Raw genomic sequence first — 19,193 nt, forward strand, 5'->3', positions numbered from 1 at the left:
CGGACTAGGGAAAGTGCCATAAGGGGGCGGCTCGGCCGTCAGGCGGACGAGCCCGGCGCGAGCCAGCGGTAGCGGCCATCGCACTGATCGGTGAGCCAGCCGTTGAGGCTGCCGAGCCCCCGCTCGTTGATCTGCCCGTCGTGGATGCCGTACGCCCGCTCCGGCCCGACCCCGCGTACAAACTCGATCGCCTCGTCCGTCTTCAGCCATGACCCCTGAAGAGGGACCAGCAGTGTCTCCACCGGTTGGCCGGGAAGGTGCAGCGAGTCCCCGGGGTGGTAGAGGCTGTCCTCGACGAGGTAGCCGAGATTGGCGCAGTCCGGGAGTTCGCCGTAGATACGCGCGTGCCGCCCGCCGCGGGCGATCACCCGGAAACCCGCCGCGGTGAATTCCTCACCGGCGACGACACCGGTGAAGTCCAGGCCCGGGATGCGTGCCGCCTTGGGCGCGTAGACCGGGATGCCCAGCCCTTTCAGCCGCAACAGGTCCATGTGGTCGTCGTGTTCATGGGTCACCAGGACCGCGTCCGCGCCCGCGAGGGCCTCGGGCTCGCTCCAGATGCCGGGGTCGATGACCAGCGTGCCGCCGCCGTCGTGTTCCAACCGGACGCAGGAATGGGTGTACTTGGTGATCCGCGTCATTCGCACCCGCGTGAGCATAACCGGAAACCTGAATTCCCTCCGGAAGGAATGGCCGGAAAGGCCCACTTGTCAACTCCCCTGCGGACATTGGCAGTTCACCTTGTCGCAAGGTGGGGGCCCTGCTAGCGTCAGATCATGGACATATCAAACTCGAACGTCGAAGAGCTGGCCGACCTGGCTGAGCTGGAGTTCTCCCCGATCTCCCCGGAGGAGGCCGATGACCTGGATGACCGCGTGTACCTGCTCGGCGTCCGCCCCGAGTTCGTAAAGCGGTAACGTCCACTCGTCAACCCGCCCCTCGCCTATTCGGGGCATGTTGTCAATAAAGGTTCACCACCGGCATCGGTGCCGAACCTCGCCCTTGGGAGATGGGGATACAGCGCGTGGTCAATGATCATCTGCCGGGCTGCCTTCCCGCTGATTCAGCATTGCGGCTGCCGGTCGATGCGGCTGACGACACCATCCATGAGGCGATCGGCGCGCTCGATCCCGATCATCGCCTCGGGAGCGCGGATGACCCCGTTTTCCTGACAGCATGGCTTCCCTGCCCGAAGGGAAGTCGCCTGTCATTTCTCGGAATGGGCCCTGCCGGCCAACGGTGGCTGGCAGGGCTCGCCGGTGATGAATTCGCTGCGGCCCGCCGGGCCGAACTGGCCGCCGCCCTCGCCGCCGTGGATCCCGGCGCCGCGCTTCCCGACGACCCCATCGAGCAGGTGACCACCCTGGTCCGCGCGCTGACCAGGGACGGGACGGGACCGGATCAGTTCATGCTCGGGCGGCAGCTGCTGTGGTGCGGCCCCGACGGAGGCAGCGGACTCGCCTATTCCTGCGATCCGTCGACCGGCCGCCCCGGCGTGACCGGCACCTATCTCGCGGGAGGATCCGGGGCCCAGCTGCTGACGGCGGGCGGCACGGATCTCGCCGAACTGATCGACACACAGCCCTGGGGTCCTCGGTTACGCGAGGCGGTCCGCGCCGCCGAAGCCGGACTCGAATGGCCGGCCAGGGTGGAATTCGCCGTCGAACACGGCCTCGCGCACCTCGTCGGAATCACCCCGGCCCCCCTGCACGGCGCCGCTCGCCTGCGCGCCGTGGCCACACGGTACCGACAGGGCCGGCTGACCCCCGCGCGGGCGGTGTCGCTGGTGGAGCCCGCGGACATCGAGCAGGCGCGCTCCGCACCGGCCCGGTGCCTCGGCCTGCCCGTCGCCGCGCGCGGCCTCGGCGTGTCCCCCGGCATCGCCACCGGCACCGTCGTCTTCGGCGCGGCCGAGGCCGTCGCCGCCCAGGCGAACGGCGAGCGGCCGGTGCTCGTCCTCGCCGAGTCCCGGCCGGAGGACCTGCCGGGCCTGCTCGCCGCGACGGCCATCGTGACCGAGCGGGGCGGACAGACCTCACACGCGGCGGTCGTGGCGCGCGGACTCGGGCGGCCGGCCGTCGCCGCCCTCGTCGACGGCGTGCTGGACGGGGACGGCACGAGCCTGCGCACCACAGGCGGCGACACCGTCCGCGCCGGCGACCTGGTGACGGTGGACGGCGGTGCCGGGACGATCCATCTCGGCGGCCGGAAGCAGGGGACCGCCGAACGGCAGGCCGGCACGGCGCTGCCCGGCTGGCTGGACGAGGCGCTGTCCGGGCTGCCCGGCATCTCGGTGCGGGTGAACGCCGACACGGGCGCGGACGCCGCCGCCGGGCGGGAGCTCGGCGCGACCGGGGTGGGGCTGTGCCGGCTCGAGCACATGTTCCTCGGTGAGCGCCATCAGACGCTCCAGCGGGTCCTGATGGCCCGGCCCGGCCCCGAGATGGCGGAGGACCTCGCCGCGATGCGCGCCCTCCTGCGGGCGGAGATCACGGACGTGCTCGGCGCGATGGACGGGCTTCCCGTCACCATCCGGCTGCTCGACCCCCCGCGCCACGAGTTCCTCCCCGACCTGACCGAACTCGCCCTGACCTCGGCGGCGACCGGCGCCCCCGCCGACCGGGACCGGCTCGACATCACGCGCCGCCTGCACGAGCACAACCCCATGCTGGGGGTGCGCGGCGTGCGGCTGGGCGTCCTGCTCCCGATGCTGACGACCGTACAGATCCAGGCGCTGGTGGAAGCGGCCCTCGCGGTGCGCCGGGCGGGTGGCGACCCCCGGCCCGAGCTCCTGGTCCCCATGGTCAGCACACCGGCGGAGCTGGACTTCGTCCGGGGCCTGCTCGACGACGTCTGCGACCGTCTGGGCACCTCGCGCGAGGAGGCGGGCATCTCGCTCGGCGCCATGATCGAAACCCCGCGGGCCGCGCTGCTGGCCCGGTCCATCGCCCGCCGCGCGGACTCCCTGTCCCTGGGCACCAACGATCTGACCGCGCTGGTCTGGGGGCTCTCCCGCGACGACGCCGAACGGCATCTGCTGCCCGCCTACCAGGACCTCGGGCTCCTCGCCGAATCGCCCTTCGCCCGGCTGGACCTCGAGGTGGTCGGGGCCCTGGCCCGGCGGGTCGCGGACGAGGCACGCGCGGTACGCCCCGACATCACGCTCGGCGCCTGCGGCGAGCAGGCCGCCGACGCGGCGGCCGTGCGCTTCTTTGCCGAGGCGGGCTTCGACCATGTCTCCTGCGCACCGCCACGCATCCCCCTGGCAAGGCTCGCCGCCGCGCGGGCCGCCGTGGCCGAAGGGGCCACGGACGTCCACGCGATGGAGGCGGCGCGTTGAGCGAACCGGCGATCGTCGTGGAACACCTGGGCCGCACCTTCACCGACCGCGGACACGAGATCGTGGCGCTGCGGGACGTCGGCTTCCAGGTCGGGGTCGGCGAGATCGTGGGCCTGCTGGGCAGCAACGGCGCGGGCAAGACCACCCTCACCAAGATCCTGGCCACCCTGCTGTTGCCCACGACCGGCAGCGCCCGGATCTTCGGCCATGACGTCACGCGCGATCTGCGCGAGGTGCGCCGTATGACGGGCGTGGTGCTGGGCGGCGACCGCGGCCTCTACGCCAAGCTGGGCGGCCGCGACAACCTGCGGTTCTTCGCCATGCTCGCCGGGGTGGGCCGGCGCGGCCTGAGCGCGAAGCTGGACGCCGCCCTGGACCAGGTCGGCCTGGTCGACGCGGCCGACCGCGCGGTGGAGACCTACTCCAAGGGCATGCGCCAGCGGCTCCATATCGCCATCGGCATGATCGCCGAGCCGCGGGTGCTGCTGCTCGACGAGCCGACCGTGGGTCTCGACCCGGTCGAGGCCGAACGGCTGCGCGGCACCGTCGCCGCGCTGCGCGACACCGGGGTGTCGGTCCTGCTCACCAGCCACTATCTGCTCGATATCGAGCGCCTCGCCAGCCGGGTGATCATCCTCTCGGGCGGCACCCTCGCGGCCGACCTGCCGGTCGACGAGTTCGCCCGGCAGGCGGGCTACACCGCCACGGTGACGGTGCGGGGCACCGGCAGCCCGCCCGACGGCGGCGCCCTGTCGTCACCCGACATCGCCGTCGGCGGCGTCGACGTGGCCGAGGGGGCATGGACCCTCCGGCTGCACGTCCGCGACTGGAGCGTCGGCTCGTTCGGCCTCCTGGAGAAGGCCCTGGCCCATGTCAGCGTCCTGGACGTGCGCATCGATGCGGTGCGGCTCGAGGACGTCTACTCGCATGTGGCCGCGCGCCTGGCGAACGGCAGCCGGGTCGGTGGGGTGCGGTGAGCGGCGCCCTGTGGATGTTCCTGACCGCGGCCCGCATGGAGCAGCGGGCCATGCGACGCAATCCGCTGCTGCTGGTCAACTCCGGCATGCTTCCGGCCGTGTTCCTGGTGACCGCGGTGGAGACCGGCCGCCCGGACCGGGACGGGGCGACGGAGCTCGTGGTGGCCGTGGCGCTGACCGCCCTGTGGGGCTCCACGGTGTGGATGAGCGGAGGCGTTCTGCGCCGTGAGCGCACCTACGGCACGCTCGCCCGCTGTGTCTCCGGAGTGTGGTCCCCGTATCTGGTGCTGCTGGGAAAGAGCCTGGGCGCCACCGTCACCAGCGTCGGGGCGATTCTCGTCTCCACCGGTGTCACGGCGGCGGCGCTGGGGCTGCCGCTGAGCGTGGCGCACCCCGGGTGGATCGCGGTGTCGCTGGTGGTGCTGGTGTGTTCCGGCACCGCCCTCGGGGCGCTGGTGTCATGTCTCTTCCTGGTGACCCGCAACGGGCTGGTGTGGTCCCACGCGCTGATGTATCCGGTCTTCGTCCTCGGCGGGCTGCTCATCCCCGCAGGCGCGCTGCCGGAGTGGTTGCGCTGGGTGCCCGAGGTGATCAGCCTGCACTGGATCAAGGACTGCATGGTCGGCGCGGCCACCGGCGATGTCACGGCCACCCCGCTCGGTATCGCGACTCTGCTGACGCTCGGCTACTTCTCCGCCGCGGGGTTCGCCTACCGCAGGTCCGTCGAGGTGTCCCGGAAGGGGGGCACGCTTGACCTCGCATGACGCCGCCCGGGCGGGTGACGCCGCCCCGGCCCGCGCCCCCCTGGCCTGGCGGGCGGCCGAAGCGGCCCGCATGGGTTGGCTGGAGTACCGCGCGCTCGAGACGCCCGCCGGTCTGCTCGGCGCCACCCTGCCGCGCGGGGTCCTCCAGATCCTCTTCTTCACCACGCTCGCGGAGGTCCTCGCCGGTCCCGGACACCGGGAGTACGCGTTCGCCGGCTCGCTGGTGTTGGTGCTGAGCGGCACCAACGTCAACGGTGTCGTCGCCGTCCCCGTCCTGGACAAGCAGTACGCCACCTTCGCCCGGGTCCGGACCGGCGCGCTGTCCCCCACGGTCACCCAGATCGCCCGGGCGCTTCCCTATCCCGTCATGGGCTGGGTCCTGCTCCTCGTCCAGGCCGCGATCGCGGCACCCCTCCTCGGTATGACGGACTTCGCCCTCCGGCTGCTGCCCTGGGCGTGGGTGTACGCGCTGATCGCGCTCACTCTCAGCGTGCTGGGGCTCGCCGGGGCGACGATGACGGTCGGCAAACGGGCCGACGTGGTGGCGCCGAACGTCCTGTCGTATCTGGTCATGCTGTGCAGCGGCGCGATCGTCCCGACCGGCCGGGTGGCCTGGGTGGACGCGATCGGCCAAGTGCTGCCGGGCCGCCACGGCCTGGACGCCGTCCGCGCGGGGATGGCCGGGCGGCCCTGGCTCGGCGACCTCGGTCTCGAGGCCGCCGCCGGCCTCGGTTTCACCGCCCTCGCCGCGCTGTCGATCCTCGTCCAGGCCCGGCGCGCGAGCAGGCTCGGCCACGACGACTTCGAGTGACCGATGTGCCCACACCCGAGGGGAAACCGATGAGCATCATCCACCTGCCCCTGGCCGTGCGTACGGCACAGGAACCACAGGACCGCACACCGCCCGCCAGACGGCTGCGCGTCGCCCTGGTGAACATGCCCTGGGCGCGCATCCACGCGCCCTCCATCCAGTGCGGACTGCTCCAGTCCATCACCCGGAGCGCCGGGCACGAGTGCGACAGCCACTACCTCAACATCGAGTTCGCCTCGCTCTTCGGGGCCGAGGCCTACGACGCGATCGCCAACATCGCCTCCGAGCGGCTGCACCTGATGGGCGAGTGGCTCTTCTCCTACGCCGCCTTCGGCGAAGTCACCGCCGACGACGCGTACTTCGGTGAGTATCCGGAAGTGAAGTCCATCTGGGACGAGCTGACCGGAAAGGGCCTCGAGGACCTCGCCCGGACACGCCGTGAGACGCTGCCCGACTGGATCGCCGAGTGCGCGGCCAGGGCTGTCTGGGGGGAATACGACGTCATCGGCTTCACCTCCACGTTCATGCAGAATACGGCGTCCCTCGCGCTGGGCAGGAAGATCAAGGAATGCCACCCGGGCGTGACACTGGTCTACGGGGGCGCGAACTTCGACGGCGAGATGGGGGCCGAGTACGCGAGGAAACTGCCCTGGCTCGACTACGTCGTGGCCGGCGAGGGCGACCTCGCGTTCCCCGCGTTGCTGAACAACATCGCCGACGGCGTCGACACCCCGCTCCCCGGCGTGCTGCGGCACGGCGCCACCGGCCGGCCCCCGACCGCCGACGCACAGCGCCCGCAGGCCCTCGACGAGCTTCCCGTCCCGGACTACCGGGACTACTTCGCCTGGCTGGAGCGGTTCGACCGCGCCCGGCTGCTGGGCCGGGCCCCCGTAAGGCTGCCGGTGGAGTTCTCCCGGGGCTGCTGGTGGGGCCAGAAACACCACTGCACCTTCTGCGGCCTCAACGCGCTCGGCATGGCGTACCGGTCCAAGTCCGGCTCCCGCGCGTTCACCGAACTCGCCGCGCTGCTGCGGGACTACCCGGTGGTGCACGTCGACACCGTGGACAACATCCTCGACATGGGGTACTTCTCGACGCTCTGCGCACAACTCGCCGAAGAGCACTGGGACGTGAACCTCTTCTTCGAGGTGAAGGCCAATCTCACCCGGGAGCAGCTCGCCACCCTGAGACATGCCGGGATCCTCCGGATCCAGCCCGGAATCGAGAGCCTGAGCACCCATGTGCTGCGGCTGATGCGCAAGGGCGCAAGCAAGCTGATCAATATCCGGCTGCTGAAATGGGCCATGTACTACGGGATCGACGTCTCCTGGAACATCCTGGCGGGATTCCCGGGGGAGACCGAGGAGGACTACGCGGAGCAGCTGCGCCTGCTCCCGCTGCTGCACCATCTCCAGCCACCGGGGGGCTGCGGAAGAATCTGGCTGGAGCGCTTCAGCCCCTACTTCACGGACCCGTCCTTCCCCATGACCGGCATCCGGCCCCGGGCCAGCTACGGCCATGTCTATCCGGCCTCCCTGGACCATGAGAAGATCGCGTACTTCTTCGACTACGAGGTGTCCGGCACCTGCTCCAAGGAAGCGGTGGCGGAGCTGGGCGCCGCCGTCTCGCAATGGCAGCGGCGGTTCTCCGAGGCGAAGCCCAGCCTCGTCCACCAGCGGCTGCCCGGGAAGCTGACGCTGATCGACCGCCGGACCGACCAGCCCAGGCGGGCCGTCCTGGCGGGCTGGAAGGCCGAGGCCTATGAGTCCTGCGGCGACGCGCCCCGCGGAGCGGCGGCCATCGCCCGGGAGCTGGTGGCGAAGGAGGTGTCCGTGTCCGAGGACGAGGTGAGGGCCTTCCTCGAGCAGTGCTGCCGGGCCGGGGTGATGGTGTCGGACGACGGTAAGTACCTCGGGCTCGCGCTGCCGGAAAACCCCGGCTGGTAGGCGTCGTGGCCACGCGTCAAGGAGGGGTGAGCGCATGACACAGGCCGCATCGGCCCGGGACCGGGTCCGCCTGGGCAGAAGCGTCGCTGCCCGCCTGGCCGCCACGGTGAACGCGGACGCGGCGTTCCTCGCGGGCAGTTCGGTGGTCGGGCTCTCCAGCGCCACCAGCGACATCGACATCTATCTGGTCAGGTCCTCGGCGCGCGAGGAACGGCGGCAGATGTTCGCCGACACCGTCCGCGTCGACGTACAGCATCTCTCGCCGGACACCCTGGAGTCGCTGGTCGACCGGGTCCTCGGCACGGGACTGCGCTCGGACCACACGGGAGAGACGCTGTCGGAGCGCGAGGTCGCGCTGGCCGTCCGGCTGTGGACGGGCGACATCGTGACCGACTCCGGCACGCTGGCCGCGCTGCGGCAGCGGCTCGCCGAGCAGCCCCTCCGGCTCTCCCGCCTGGTCATGAACAGCTGGATCCTCACCGCGTTCTTCGCGGCCGAGGACTGCCTCGGGCTGCGCGCGTCGGACAGCCCGGTCGACCTGGACCCGGCCGCGCTCGTCGGCCGGCGCGCACTGGTGTGTGCCGGCAAGGCGCTGGCCGCGGCGTGCGGGGAGCTGTACTTCGGCGAGAAATGGGTGTGGCGGCAGCTCGCCCGCGGCGGCCCCGAGGGGTTCCCCTTCGCCGAGTTCCAACGGCTGCTGCGGGAGGACCCGCTGGCCGCCGACCCACAGGCCGGGCTGACCGCCCTGATGTCGTTCGCCCAGACCTGTCTGATCGCCACCGCCACCCTGGGCTGGCAGGACGTCGACGTCTCCCGCTGGCCGGCCTGGCTGGAGGGGAGCGGCCCGCTGCGCAGAGCCCCGGGGTTCTTCCCGCGCGCCTACGACGACATGGTGACGCTGGTCCAGCCCGGCGGCCGGCACTTCCGCCTGCCGCCCCACACGGCGCTGGTCTGGGGCCTGTGCCATGGGCGTGCCGAGCGGGCCGTCACCGAGGCCGCGCTGGAGCTGTCGAAGGAGTCGCCCGTGTTCGCCGGGCTGACCGAGCAGCGGTGCCGGAGCGTCATCACCGAATTACGGGACGCGGGTCTGCTCACCGAATCGGACGGACCACGGGGAGAGCGGGGTCGGACGTGAGGTTCCGTCAGCAGCGCAGCACCACCCTCGATCTCGCCCTGGCGCTCCAGCGCGAGCTGATCGGGCGCACCGGCTCCTGGGAACTCAACTTCCTGCCCAGGCCGGTCACCCCCGAGACCGATCTGTTCCGCGACGGGCTGCGGTCCTGGGCGCGGACGGTCGGCTCCGGCCTGCCCGCGTTCCTGGCCGCCGCACGCAGGCCACAGGATCTGCCCACGCTCGTCGACGACGACGCCCTCCGTCCCGGCGCCGAGCTCATCACCACCGCGCTGACCGCCGCGGCGCCGATGTTTGCCGACGCGCTCCCGCTGTTCGAGGACGTCCGCAAACAGGGGGTGGCGGAGGTGACCGACCTCCTCGCGCCCGAGCGCTATCTGGCCCCGCTCTGCGCCGCGCTGGGCACCGTGGACACCGGGCGGACGCTGGACCTCCACCTCGTGCCGCTCGCCCCCGCCCCGCCCGCCACGGGCTTTCTGATCGCCGAAGGCAGGGCCACCGGCGTCTACGCCGACTGCCGCCGGTTCCGGGGCGCCACGCTCGCGGACGCCGTCCTGACCATGCTGGGCTGGGCTCAGCTGAAGTCCGGTGCCATCCCCGAGGGCCATCTGTCCACCGAACTCGTCCGGCGCCTGCCCGGCGGCGCTCCGTACCGGCGCCGGCTGCGGGTTGTCCTCACCAAGATCCTCGTCGAGATGACGGCCGGGCATCTGGTGCGCGCGGTGGACTCCGGGCACCGTCCCTGCGCCGACGTCCTGGGCACCAAGTGGCGCTATCCGCGGCTGTACTCGGTGGCCGAACGGCACTGGCCCCGGTATCTCGACGGCGACGTCGACCGCGACCAGGCCCTGACCCGGATGGCCGCGGACCTGTCCGCCCACAGCCCGCGCTGGTTCGTCGACCATGTCGACCCGTCCTCCCTCGCCGCCGACTTCTATCTGCTCGAATGGCTGACGGCGGCGGGCGACCGCACGGCCCGGGCACGGCTGTTCCAGTGGCTGCCCCACCTGTGCGCCGAGCTGGCCGGCCACCTGGACAATGTGATCGGCAACGAGCTCGGACACTACGAACGGGCCAGGACCGGGCACTACCCGCGCGAGCTGGCGGACTTCATCGGGGAGATCAACCAGGGGGACAGCCGCGTCACCTGGCAGCGTCTGCGTCGTGAGCTGGGCCACGCACGGGCGCTCCAGCTCGCCACCGAGGCGTTCGCCGGTCCGGGGGTCGAGTTCGGCGGAGAGGCATGGGCCCCCGTCGCCGCCATGGTGCGCCGGTACGTCCTCCACGAGCTGCCGGACCGGGTCTTCGTCGACCAGTGCTTCACCCTGGAGCACAACAACGGCTCGCTCTTCGACAAATACCAGGACACGGCGACCATGCGCGAGCTGCTGGACGCCCAGGCGGCGACCGATCTCGGCACGCTGCTCACCCATGCCTCGGCGGAGGTCCGCGAGCTGTGGCACGGACGGTTCCGCGACTCGGCGGAACACCATCCGATGTGGCTCGGGCCGAGCCCGACCCCGCCGCCCGGGGCCCGTACGAGGCGATCGGGGCGGGGCGGCACCGGGCTGCCCGGAAGCGCCCCCGGCACCGTCGGATGCGGAGACCGCGGCGAGCGAGACGCGTTCGACCCGCTGCGGGACCCGCTGCGCGACTCCCCGGTGCGGATCCGCCGCATGGTGGCGCGCCGCCCCTTCTCGTCCCCCTTGAAGATCTACCGGTCCATCACCGCCGTCCTGCACACCGGGCACGGCGACATCCACCTCGACCTGCGGCCCGAGGAAGCCCCGTACACGGCGGACAACTTCGTGGGCCTGGCCACCGGAAGCCGCCCCTGGACCGACCCCTTGACCGGAGCCGCGGGCACCGGCGGTTTCTATGACGGCACGGTCTTCCACCGCCGTGTGCCCGGATTCGCCATCCAGGGCGGCGACCGGCTGGGCACCGGGCACGGCAGCGCCGGATACCGGATACCCGACGAAGTCCTTCCGGATCGGGGATTCGAGCACCCCTTCCAGCTGGCCATGGCGAATCTCGGCCGGGACAGCACCGGTTCCCAGTTCTTCATCACCCTCGCTCCGGCGACGCATCTGAACGGGCACTACACGATCTTCGGCGAGGTGGCGGACGCCCCGTCCCGGAGCGTGGTCGGCGACATCGCCTCGTCGCGCACGGCGGTCCGGCTCGACCGGGTCACGATCTCGGCCGACTGAGGAGTCAGCGGTCGGGCCGTACGGCGGTGCTCATGCGATCGGCTCTCAGTGGCCCCTTCTCGGTCATCTCTGATGGGAGCGCTCCCGTAGTGGCGATGGTGCCGATGCTAACGATCGAACGTTGTTCGCGTAAGGACGTAACCGGGGCGGCGGGAAAGGCCCTTGTGCCGGGTGGTCGGCCTGTAGTCGGCTGATCGTCATGAGGAGCATGAGGAAGCGGAGCACTGCCACCCTGCTCGCCGCCCTGGTCGTGGGCTCCCTGTGCGCGGGTGCGCCGGGTCCGCGTGCGGAAGCCGCCGAATCCGGCGTCGGGATCCGGCCGTCGGCGGCCTCGTCGCAGGGGGCGCCGGGAGTCGACCTCGACACGGTGACGATTCCGGAACTCCAGGCGCGCATGGCGGACGGTTCGCTGACCTCGTCGGCGCTGACCACCGCCTACCTGCGGCGCATCGAGACCATCGACCCCAAGATCAACGCGGTGCTGCGCACCGACCCGACGGCCCTGCGCCAGGCGGCCGCCAGCGACGCCCGGCATCGGCACGGCGACATCCGCGGCCCGCTCGACGGCATCCCCGTCCTGCTCAAGGACAACGTGAACACCCGCGACATGGCCACGACGGCCGGGTCCCTGGCGCTGGCCGGCGGCCCGCCGGGCACCGACGCCGCCCTGGTGACCCGGTTGCGGGCCGCGGGGGCGGTGATCCTCGGCAAGACCAACCTGTCCGAGTGGGCGAACTTTCGTGCGGCCAAGCCGACATCGGGGTGGTCGGGGGTCGGCGGGCAGACCAACAACCCCTATGTACTGGACCGGAATCCGTGCGGCTCCTCCTCCGGCTCGGCCGCCGCGCTCGCCGCGTCGCTGGCGCAGGTGGCGATCGGTACGGAGACGGACGGCTCCATCGTGTGTCCGGCCGGAATGAACGGGGTGGTCGGCCACAAGCCCAGCCTCGGCCTGGTCAGCCGGGCCGGAGTGGTCCCGATCTCCGCCGAGCAGGACACCGCGGGGCCCATGGCGCGCAATGTGACCGACGCCGCGCTCACCCTTGCGGTGCTCAGCGGCGGCGACACCTCGCGCCCGGGCGATGCTGTGGGTCTTTCGGGTCTGCGCGGCAAACGGATCGGCCTGTGGCGGCTGCCCTCGCTCGGGCCGGAGGTGGACGCCGTGATGACCCGGACCGCGCAGCGACTGCGGGACGCGGGGGCCGAGGTGGTCGAGGTGACACCGCCGTACCAGCAGCGGCTCGCCGAACTCGAGTTCCCGGCGCTGCTGAGCGAGTTCCACCGGGACATCGACGCCTACCTCGCCACCCGCGACGGGCCGCGCGACCTCGCCGAGCTGATCGAGTTCAACAGCGCCCACCCGGTCGAGCGGACCTGCTTCGCCGGCCAGGAGCTGTTCGAGCAGGCCCTCGCCGCACCTCCCGTCACCGACCCGGAATACCGGGCCAACCGTGCCGAGCTGCGGGACCTCTCCCGGCGTTCCATCGACGAGACCATGGCCACCCACCGGCTGGACGCCATCGCCTCGCCGACGAACCCGCCCGCCTGGACGACCGACTGCGCGCGGGGCGACAACGACGTCATCCCGTCCTCGACCCCCGCGGCCGTGGCCGGATACCCGTCGCTGTCGGTGCCCGCCGGATCCGTGGACCAACTGCCCGTGGGTCTGCTCCTGATGGCCGGTGACCACGAGGACGCGGCGCTCCTGTCGCTGGGGGCCGCGGTGGAGCGGCGACTTCACGCCTGGCGGCCACCGCGCTATCTGCCCTCGGTGGGGCCCGACGCCTGAGGGCATCGCGCCGGTAGAGCCGCAGGTGACCGCGACATCTGTAACGCGTCTTACTTTCATGAGGTGAGTGGCCAAGCGGCGATGCAGTGGATGGTGCTGATCGTGCGGCTGCCGGCGCAGCCCTCGCGGCACCGGGTGGCGGTGTGGCGGGAGCTGCGCAAGGTCGGCGCGCTGTCGCTCGGCCAGGGCGTCTGGGCGGTGCCGGACGTGCCGGTCTTCGCCGACGGCGTGCGCCGGGCGGTGGAGCTGGCCCAGCGCGCCCAGGGCGAGACCGTGACGCTGCGCGCCGCCGGGCGCGAGCCGCGGGACGCCCAGCGGTTCGAGGCGATGTTCACCGCGGCCCGCGAGGAGGACTGGGCCGAGTTCACCGCCGACTGCGGCAAGTACACCGCGGAGCTGGACAAGGAGATCGGCCAGGCCAAGTTCACCCTCGCCGAGCTGGAAGAGGAGGAGCACTCGCTGGAGCGGCTGCGCCGCTGGCACCGCGATCTGAAGGCCCGTGACGTGTTCGGCGCCCCGGGCGCCGGAGAGGCCGAACGGCAGCTCGCCGAGTGCGCCCGCCGGTTCGAGGACTACAGCGAACGCGTCTTCGCCCACCTGCACGCCTTCTCCACCGGCGGCGTCGAGGAGGTGCCGTGAGCGGGCGGCGGGCCGCTGAGACCGCCGCGATACCCGCGGCGGACCGGCGGCGGATGTGGCCGTTGTACGCGGCGGGGTTCACCACGGCCTTCGGCGCCCACGGCATCGCCGCCAACCTCGGCGCCGGTGACAAGGGCCTGGAGCGGTCGGTGCTCTACCTGGGGCTGCTGCTCGCCCTGTACGACGGAGCGGAGGTCGCCCTCAAGCCGGTGTTCGGCACCATCGCCGACCGCGTCGGCGCCCGCCCGGTCCTCCTCGGCGGCCTGATCGCGTTCGCCGCCTCCTCCGCCGTGTTCGTCGCGGTACGGGACCCCGGGTGGCTGTGGGCCGCCCGGCTGGGGCAGGGGGCTGCGGCCTCCGCCTTCTCCCCGGCCGCCTCCGCGCTGGTCGCCCGGCTGAACCCCCGGGCCGGGCACGGCCGCGCGTTCGGCTCCTACGGCTTCTTCAAGAGCATCGGCTACACCGCCGGCCCCCTGCTCGGCGGCGCCCTGGTCTGGGCGGGCGGCCTGACCGTGTTGTTCGCCGTCCTGATGGTGCTGGCCGCCGCGGTCGCGGTGTGGTCCGCGCTCACGGTGCCCGCCGTGCCGCCCCTGCCCAAGAGCCGCCAGACCCTTCTGGGCCTGGCCCGCCGCCTGTCCGACGGCACCTTCCTGCGCCCGGTCGCCGCACTGGCGGCGGCCACCGCCGCACTGTCCGTCGGCGTCGGATTCCTGCCCCTGTCCGGCGCCGCCGACGGCCTGCCCCCGCCCGCCACCGGCGCCGCCGTCTCGGCCCTGGCGGCGTGCGCGGCCCTCGTCCAGCCCTGGGCCGGGCGGGCGCTGGACGACGGACGGCTGACCGCCCGCGCCGGGATGGCCGCCGGGCTCGCCCTGACCGCGTGCGGCCTGACCGTCGCCCTGCTGCCCGGTGTGGCGGGGATGCTGACGGCCGCCGTTCTCATCGGCGCCGGCACCGGCCTGATCACCCCACTCGGCTTCGCCGCCCTCGCCGCCGTGACGCCACAGGAGCGGATGGGGCAGACGATGGGCGCGGCCGAACTCGTCCGCGAACTCGGCGACGCGGGAGGCCCCTTGCTGGTCGCCGCCGTCGCCTCCGCCGCCGCACTGGGCTGGGGCTATGCGGCGCTCGCGCTGGTGGTCGCGCTCGTCTCGCTCCTCCTGTCCGCCGGCCGACCGCGCGGGTGACCCCGCCGGGCACCGGGGCGAAACCGGCTTCACCTTTTCTGGAAGTCGGCAGCGTCGCCGACCGGGAAGCTGCCGAACCATGAACAAGCGCTTACGGCCCAGTAGATGTCAGGATTCCGGTTATGACCGATGTGTGGGAATTGACCTGCCGTCCCCTCTGGAAGCGCCCCCTGTGGTTCTTCGTCGGGCTCGGGGCGGCCGGGGCAAGCCTGGCCGCGGCGCGCGTGGCGTACCGGGGCGGGCTCCTGGACGGGCTCCTGGACGTATGGGCGGGCCTCGGCCTGCTGCTGACGCTGGTGGGCATCGTGTCGCTTCGCGCGGTCACCGCCGAGGTGAGCGCCGACGCGCGGGGCGTGCACTCCCGGACGCTGCTGCGCCGCCGGAGCGTGGCCTGGCCCGACATCGCCGACCTGCGCGTACGCCTGAAGTACGCGAACACTCCCCGGGCCCAGGACAGCCGACGGATCATCCTGGTGCTGCGGAACGGGCACAAACGGCTCCTGCCCCTGCCGCACAGCTGGTCCCCCCACGACCCGGCCTTCGACGCGGAGCTGGAGACGCTCCGCGCGCTGCACCGCCGCTACGGCGCCCCGGAGTCGAGCCACCTCCCCGTCGTCTCGTACCGCACCGCGGGGCGCGGCTGGGCCGGATCGCTGGCCCTGTGCGCGCTGCTGCTCGCGGGCGCGGGGGCGGCCGCGTGGTTCGTGCCGAACGCCGCGTCGGACGAGCGGGCGTGGAAGTCGGCCACCCCGTGCACCGCCGAGACGCCCGCCGCGGAGCGCGGGGGAGAGTGCCTGGCCACCCGGTCGGCGGTGATCGCGCGGACCGAGGTCAACGAGGGCAAGGGCCCCAGCCGGCTGTACTTCGCGGACGGCCGGCCGCTGGAGCGGCTCGAGGTCTCCCGCGAGGCCGCCGGGGAGTTCCAGCCCGGCGACAGCGTCGAACTGACCATCTGGCGCCACCAGGTGAGGGAGGTCGCCGGGGCGGGCCATGTGTGGCGCGAGCACGTACCCGGCCCCGGGTCCCTGGCCGTCGTGGCGGCCGTGCTCGCCCTCGCCGCGGGCTGGCCGGGAGCCCGGATACTGCTGCGCCTGCGCGGACGACGGCTGCCCGACGACGAGGTCCTCCCATCCGCCCTGCCGTTCGTGTGCGCGCTCGTCGGCACCGCCCTGTGGCTGCTGCCGCTCTGCTACCTCCACCCCACGACCCTGCTCGCCTCACCCTCGGCGATCACCTGGGCAGCCGTGGGCTCGCTGGTCACACTGGCCCTGCTCACCTGGGCCTGGCGCGCCACCCGGATCCGTACGCCCGGGACGGCCGGAGCGGCCAGGGCATCCGGGGCGGCGGGTGTCCCCGAGGTGTCCGCCGAAACGGAGGGTGAGGTGTTCCTGGCCGCCCGCTTCCTGGACCACACCGACTACAACCCGCACGGTTTCGGCACCCACATCGTCATCGGAGGCGGTGCGCCCGCGGTGACCCCCCACCCCGGTCCGGGCCGGTTCGCGGCGCGACCGATACCGGTGGAGCGGCTCACCGTCAAGGATGTACGGCGCGCCCGGGGCAGCGACGGCGACACCGTCCCCCGAAGCTGGCACATCGCCGAACTCGACGACGCCGGCCGACCGGTCCGCCTCGCGGCCGCCCCGGCCGACCTGTCCCGCATCCTCCGCGAGCTGAGTCCCGCGCACGCCGCGCCCGCCCCGAGGTGAGGGCGCGGTAGAGTCCGCTCCCGGGCATCGGAGGGGGCGAACGGGTGCCGGAGGAGCGAGAACACGGCCAGGGGCAGGACCGGCAGCCGCCCACGAGGCCCGGCGCCCGGCCCGGCCTCGACCGGCGCAGACGGCTGGTCCTGGCGCTGGAGGCGGTCCCCGTGATGGCCGATCCGGCCGCACGCGGCCAGGTCCTGGCACTGCTTCCGCCCGAGATCCACGGCAGTCTGCCCCGATCGCCGATCACCCGGGTGGACTTGGTGGGCGTGGTGGAGACCTGCCTGGCCTTTCCCGGCGGCCTCACCCTGCTGTGGCAGGCCGTCGAGATGGTGGACTCCGGGTCGTACGCGCTGCGAGAGCTGGCCGAGGCGCTGGCCGAGATGCCCGGATTCGACGGTGGGGGAGCGGCGACCGGTTGAAGGCGACCGGCCGAAAGGTGTCCGAGACACGGGCTACCCGTCGGTCCGGCGCTGGGACATGATGGGTGAACGGGAGAGGTCAGGGCCCGGAATCGGGGAGGTCATCGCGGGATGGATCGGCCTGGGACGGTTATCGAGTCGGAACTGCTCGATCTGACAGGCGTCAGTCTTGAGAACTTGCGCGCGAGATGCGGCCTTGAGTGGGACCGGATCGAACAGCGGATGGCACGGCAGCTCTCCGGTGGCCCGGCCAGTCTCGCCGCAGACACCAAAACCAGTTGGACCATGTGACGCCTGTCGGCAGCGGCGGCGAACGTCCCTTCGGGCGGCACCGCCCTCCGGGCTCGGCGCGCGCTCCACGGCACGGGCTTCCCCCGCGCCACTTCGACGCCCTGGCCGCCGGCGGCGGCGGGGCGGCGGTCATCGCCCATCTCTGGGACGCGGAACGCAGCCATCGGCTCCTTCTCCTGGGATTGCTCATGACCAGGGCGGCCGATCGTCCCGATGCCGTCGGTCCCCTCGCACCCCTCGAACAGGCATGGGAACTGCTCAGCGCGTCAGAGCGACAGAGCCGCGCGGTGACCGACGACCTATTGCTGCTGCCGGAAACCGGCGTCTGGCTTCAGCACACGCTGCGCCGATTACATGAGGCCCTGGCCCCGTCGGACGCCGATCCGCCTCTGTGGCTGGACACCGGGCAGCTGCACCTCATCGCCGCGGCCTGCGGCATTCGGACCGGCCTGCCCTTCTCCCTCCGCCTCCCCTCGCGCGCGGGGACCGTCTGGCTTCCCTCGCTGGGACTTGCCACCCTGCCCGGCGCGGCAGGCCCGGGGGCCGTGCGGGCGGAGTTCGACGGTGACGCGCTCACCCTCGGCCACGGCGGCGAAACGCTCCATGTGCCGTTTCCCAGCCGGGCGGACACCCCCGGATGGCAGCCACCGACCAGGCTCGTACTCGAACTTCCCGAAGGACCGAAGGACCTCCAGCTCAACGACCTCGGTCCGTATCGCATCCTGTCCGCGGCCCCCGCCGGTCGGCTCCCGTCATCCTCGGGCGAGCAGGCCGACCGCTGGGCCGAACTGCTCGGACGCGCCTGGCCGCTGTTGCGGCGCGCCGATCCGCAGGCGGCCGAGGATGTCGCCGCCTGCCTCCGCTCCATCGAACCGCTGCCCCCGTCGACGCCCTTCCGCTGGCACAGCGCCACCATGCGGGACGGCATGGGCGGTCTGGCCGCCTCCGCACCGACGGGGTCGGAGCCCGCCGCCGTGCCTCAATTCGCGGCGATCCTCACCCATGAGGTCCAGCACAGCAAACTCAGCGCCCTGATGCACATGTACTCCCTGCACACACAGGAGAACCAGGCGCGGCTGTACGCGCCCTGGCGGGACGATCCGCGGCCGCTGAGCGGGATGCTGCACGGGGTCTACGCGTTCACCGCCGTGGCCCGGTTCTGGCGCGGGTATGTGCTCAGTGGTGCTGCGCCGCCGGACGAAGCGGCGCTGGCCCATTTCGAGTTCGCCCTGCGCAGGAACCAGCTGCTGCGGGTGTTGCCCCCACTGGGTGAGGACCCGGAGCTGACCCGGCTCGGCCGCCGACTGCTGGGGCAGCTGACCGAAACCGTGTCGGACTGGACCGATGCCTCCGTCCCCACATTGCTTCTCACCGCGGCTGAGCGGGCGGCCGACGACCACGCCGTGAGCTGGCGGTTGCACCATCTCGCACCGGATCCCTCGCTGGTGGCGGAGATGGCCCACGACTGGATCACGGCCGGCCGCACCGGCCGTCCGCTTCCACGGCACGGCTGCCCGGCACCCCGCCTGGTGCCGGACCCCACTGCCAGAAACCTGGACGCCCGGGCCGTCCTCGCGCGGATGCGGCTGATGGAACCGGCGCTGGCGAAGCTCCGAGCAACTCCCGAACGCCTCGCCTCGACGGTCGAGGGCGCCAGGCCCGCCGACCTTCTCCTCGTCTCCGGTCAGGTCACGGCGGCGTGGGAGCTGTATGAACGGGAGATCAGCGCAGGGTCGGGCCCGGCGCCGGGCGGTGGGGTGGGCTTCCCCTCCACCGCCGGCGCCTGGGCGGGCCTTCGCCTCGCCCTCGGGGTCTCCGGTGGGCACCGGGCGGCCGGCCGGGCGCTGCTCCGGTGCCCGGAACTGGTCCGCGCGGTGCACCGGGCGATCGGGGAGGCTACAGGAGAGCCCGCCGATCCCGTCGCGGTCGCCGCATGGGTCGGGCGTACGGCTGGGGAGTCGGCCTGACACCGACCCCCG

At 72.5% G+C, this 19,193-nt stretch carries 15 protein-coding genes; 14 read left to right on the plus strand and 1 reads right to left on the minus strand.

The window, feature by feature from the left end; translation table 11 throughout:
- Positions 1–38: 38 nt before the first annotated feature.
- On the minus strand, positions 39–659 hold the full coding sequence (locus tag ACH4S9_RS27930) for an MBL fold metallo-hydrolase (RefSeq protein WP_311722213.1): 621 nt from the start codon (positions 657–659) through the stop codon (positions 39–41).
- A gap of 117 nt (positions 660–776) precedes the next feature.
- Between ACH4S9_RS27930 and ACH4S9_RS27935 the strand changes: the two genes are divergently transcribed.
- From ACH4S9_RS27935 to ACH4S9_RS28000, 14 genes are all read left to right on the plus strand, one after another.
- Positions 777–917, plus strand: a complete 141-nt coding sequence (locus ACH4S9_RS27935; protein WP_311722214.1) for a hypothetical protein — start codon at positions 777–779, stop codon at positions 915–917.
- Positions 918–1,219: 302 nt separating this feature from the next.
- Positions 1,220–3,340, plus strand: coding sequence for a putative PEP-binding protein (locus ACH4S9_RS27940; protein ID WP_398374322.1), 2,121 nt, complete (start codon positions 1,220–1,222; stop codon positions 3,338–3,340).
- Positions 3,337–4,317 (plus strand): ABC transporter ATP-binding protein, encoded by a 981-nt coding sequence (locus ACH4S9_RS27945; RefSeq protein WP_398374323.1) that lies wholly within the window; start codon positions 3,337–3,339, stop codon positions 4,315–4,317. The genes ACH4S9_RS27940 and ACH4S9_RS27945 overlap by 4 nt, the downstream gene beginning before the upstream one ends.
- On the plus strand, positions 4,314–5,081 hold the full coding sequence (locus ACH4S9_RS27950; protein WP_385337705.1) for an ABC transporter permease: 768 nt from the start codon (positions 4,314–4,316) through the stop codon (positions 5,079–5,081). Before ACH4S9_RS27945 ends, ACH4S9_RS27950 begins: the two co-directional genes overlap by 4 nt.
- Entirely contained in the window at positions 5,068–5,892 is an 825-nt protein-coding gene (locus tag ACH4S9_RS27955) for an ABC transporter permease (RefSeq protein WP_385337702.1), read from the plus strand. The genes ACH4S9_RS27950 and ACH4S9_RS27955 overlap by 14 nt, the downstream gene beginning before the upstream one ends.
- Positions 5,893–5,921: 29 nt before the next feature.
- Positions 5,922–7,838, plus strand: coding sequence for a RiPP maturation radical SAM C-methyltransferase (locus ACH4S9_RS27960; protein ID WP_385337699.1), 1,917 nt, complete (start codon positions 5,922–5,924; stop codon positions 7,836–7,838).
- A gap of 34 nt (positions 7,839–7,872) precedes the next feature.
- The gene (locus ACH4S9_RS27965; RefSeq protein ID WP_311722221.1) at positions 7,873–8,973 is read left to right on the plus strand and encodes a hypothetical protein; all 1,101 of its coding nucleotides are present in this window, start codon (positions 7,873–7,875) and stop codon (positions 8,971–8,973) included.
- A complete protein-coding gene (locus ACH4S9_RS27970; RefSeq protein WP_398374326.1) occupies positions 8,970–11,183 on the plus strand; it encodes a peptidylprolyl isomerase in 2,214 nt (737 codons plus the stop codon). Before ACH4S9_RS27965 ends, ACH4S9_RS27970 begins: the two co-directional genes overlap by 4 nt.
- A 208-nt stretch (positions 11,184–11,391) precedes the next feature.
- Entirely contained in the window at positions 11,392–12,972 is a 1,581-nt protein-coding gene (locus tag ACH4S9_RS27975) for an amidase (protein ID WP_398374328.1), read from the plus strand.
- Between the two features lie 63 nt (positions 12,973–13,035).
- A complete protein-coding gene (locus ACH4S9_RS27980) occupies positions 13,036–13,611 on the plus strand; it encodes a Chromate resistance protein ChrB (protein WP_385337690.1) in 576 nt (191 codons plus the stop codon).
- Positions 13,612–13,664: 53 nt separating this feature from the next.
- Positions 13,665–14,795: an MFS transporter gene (locus ACH4S9_RS27985; protein ID WP_398374443.1), complete on the plus strand. Its 1,131-nt coding sequence runs from the start codon at positions 13,665–13,667 to the stop codon at positions 14,793–14,795.
- Positions 14,796–14,917: 122 nt separating this feature from the next.
- Positions 14,918–16,504 (plus strand): PH domain-containing protein, encoded by a 1,587-nt coding sequence (locus ACH4S9_RS27990; protein ID WP_398374330.1) that lies wholly within the window; start codon positions 14,918–14,920, stop codon positions 16,502–16,504.
- A 44-nt stretch (positions 16,505–16,548) separates the two neighbouring features.
- Positions 16,549–16,923: a hypothetical protein gene (locus ACH4S9_RS27995; RefSeq protein WP_385337686.1), complete on the plus strand. Its 375-nt coding sequence runs from the start codon at positions 16,549–16,551 to the stop codon at positions 16,921–16,923.
- A gap of 578 nt (positions 16,924–17,501) precedes the next feature.
- Entirely contained in the window at positions 17,502–19,181 is a 1,680-nt protein-coding gene (locus tag ACH4S9_RS28000) for an HEXXH motif domain-containing protein (protein WP_398374331.1), read from the plus strand.
- The last annotated feature ends 12 nt before the right edge of the window (positions 19,182–19,193 follow it).

Source organism: Streptomyces sp. NPDC021225 (genome assembly GCF_044332865.1).
GTDB lineage: Bacteria > Actinomycetota > Actinomycetes > Streptomycetales > Streptomycetaceae > Streptomyces.

Coding starts and splice junctions, on each gene's coding strand:
- ACH4S9_RS27930 (WP_311722213.1), bottom strand. CDS start 659: ATGCTCACGCGGGTGCGAATGACGCGGATCACCAAGTACACCCATTCC.
- ACH4S9_RS27935 (WP_311722214.1), top strand. CDS start 777: ATGGACATATCAAACTCGAACGTCGAAGAGCTGGCCGACCTGGCTGAG.
- ACH4S9_RS27940 (WP_398374322.1), top strand. CDS start 1,220: ATGGGCCCTGCCGGCCAACGGTGGCTGGCAGGGCTCGCCGGTGATGAA.
- ACH4S9_RS27960 (WP_385337699.1), top strand. CDS start 5,922: ATGAGCATCATCCACCTGCCCCTGGCCGTGCGTACGGCACAGGAACCA.
- ACH4S9_RS27965 (WP_311722221.1), top strand. CDS start 7,873: ATGACACAGGCCGCATCGGCCCGGGACCGGGTCCGCCTGGGCAGAAGC.
- ACH4S9_RS27975 (WP_398374328.1), top strand. CDS start 11,392: ATGAGGAAGCGGAGCACTGCCACCCTGCTCGCCGCCCTGGTCGTGGGC.
- ACH4S9_RS27985 (WP_398374443.1), top strand. CDS start 13,665: ATGTGGCCGTTGTACGCGGCGGGGTTCACCACGGCCTTCGGCGCCCAC.
- ACH4S9_RS27990 (WP_398374330.1), top strand. CDS start 14,918: ATGACCGATGTGTGGGAATTGACCTGCCGTCCCCTCTGGAAGCGCCCC.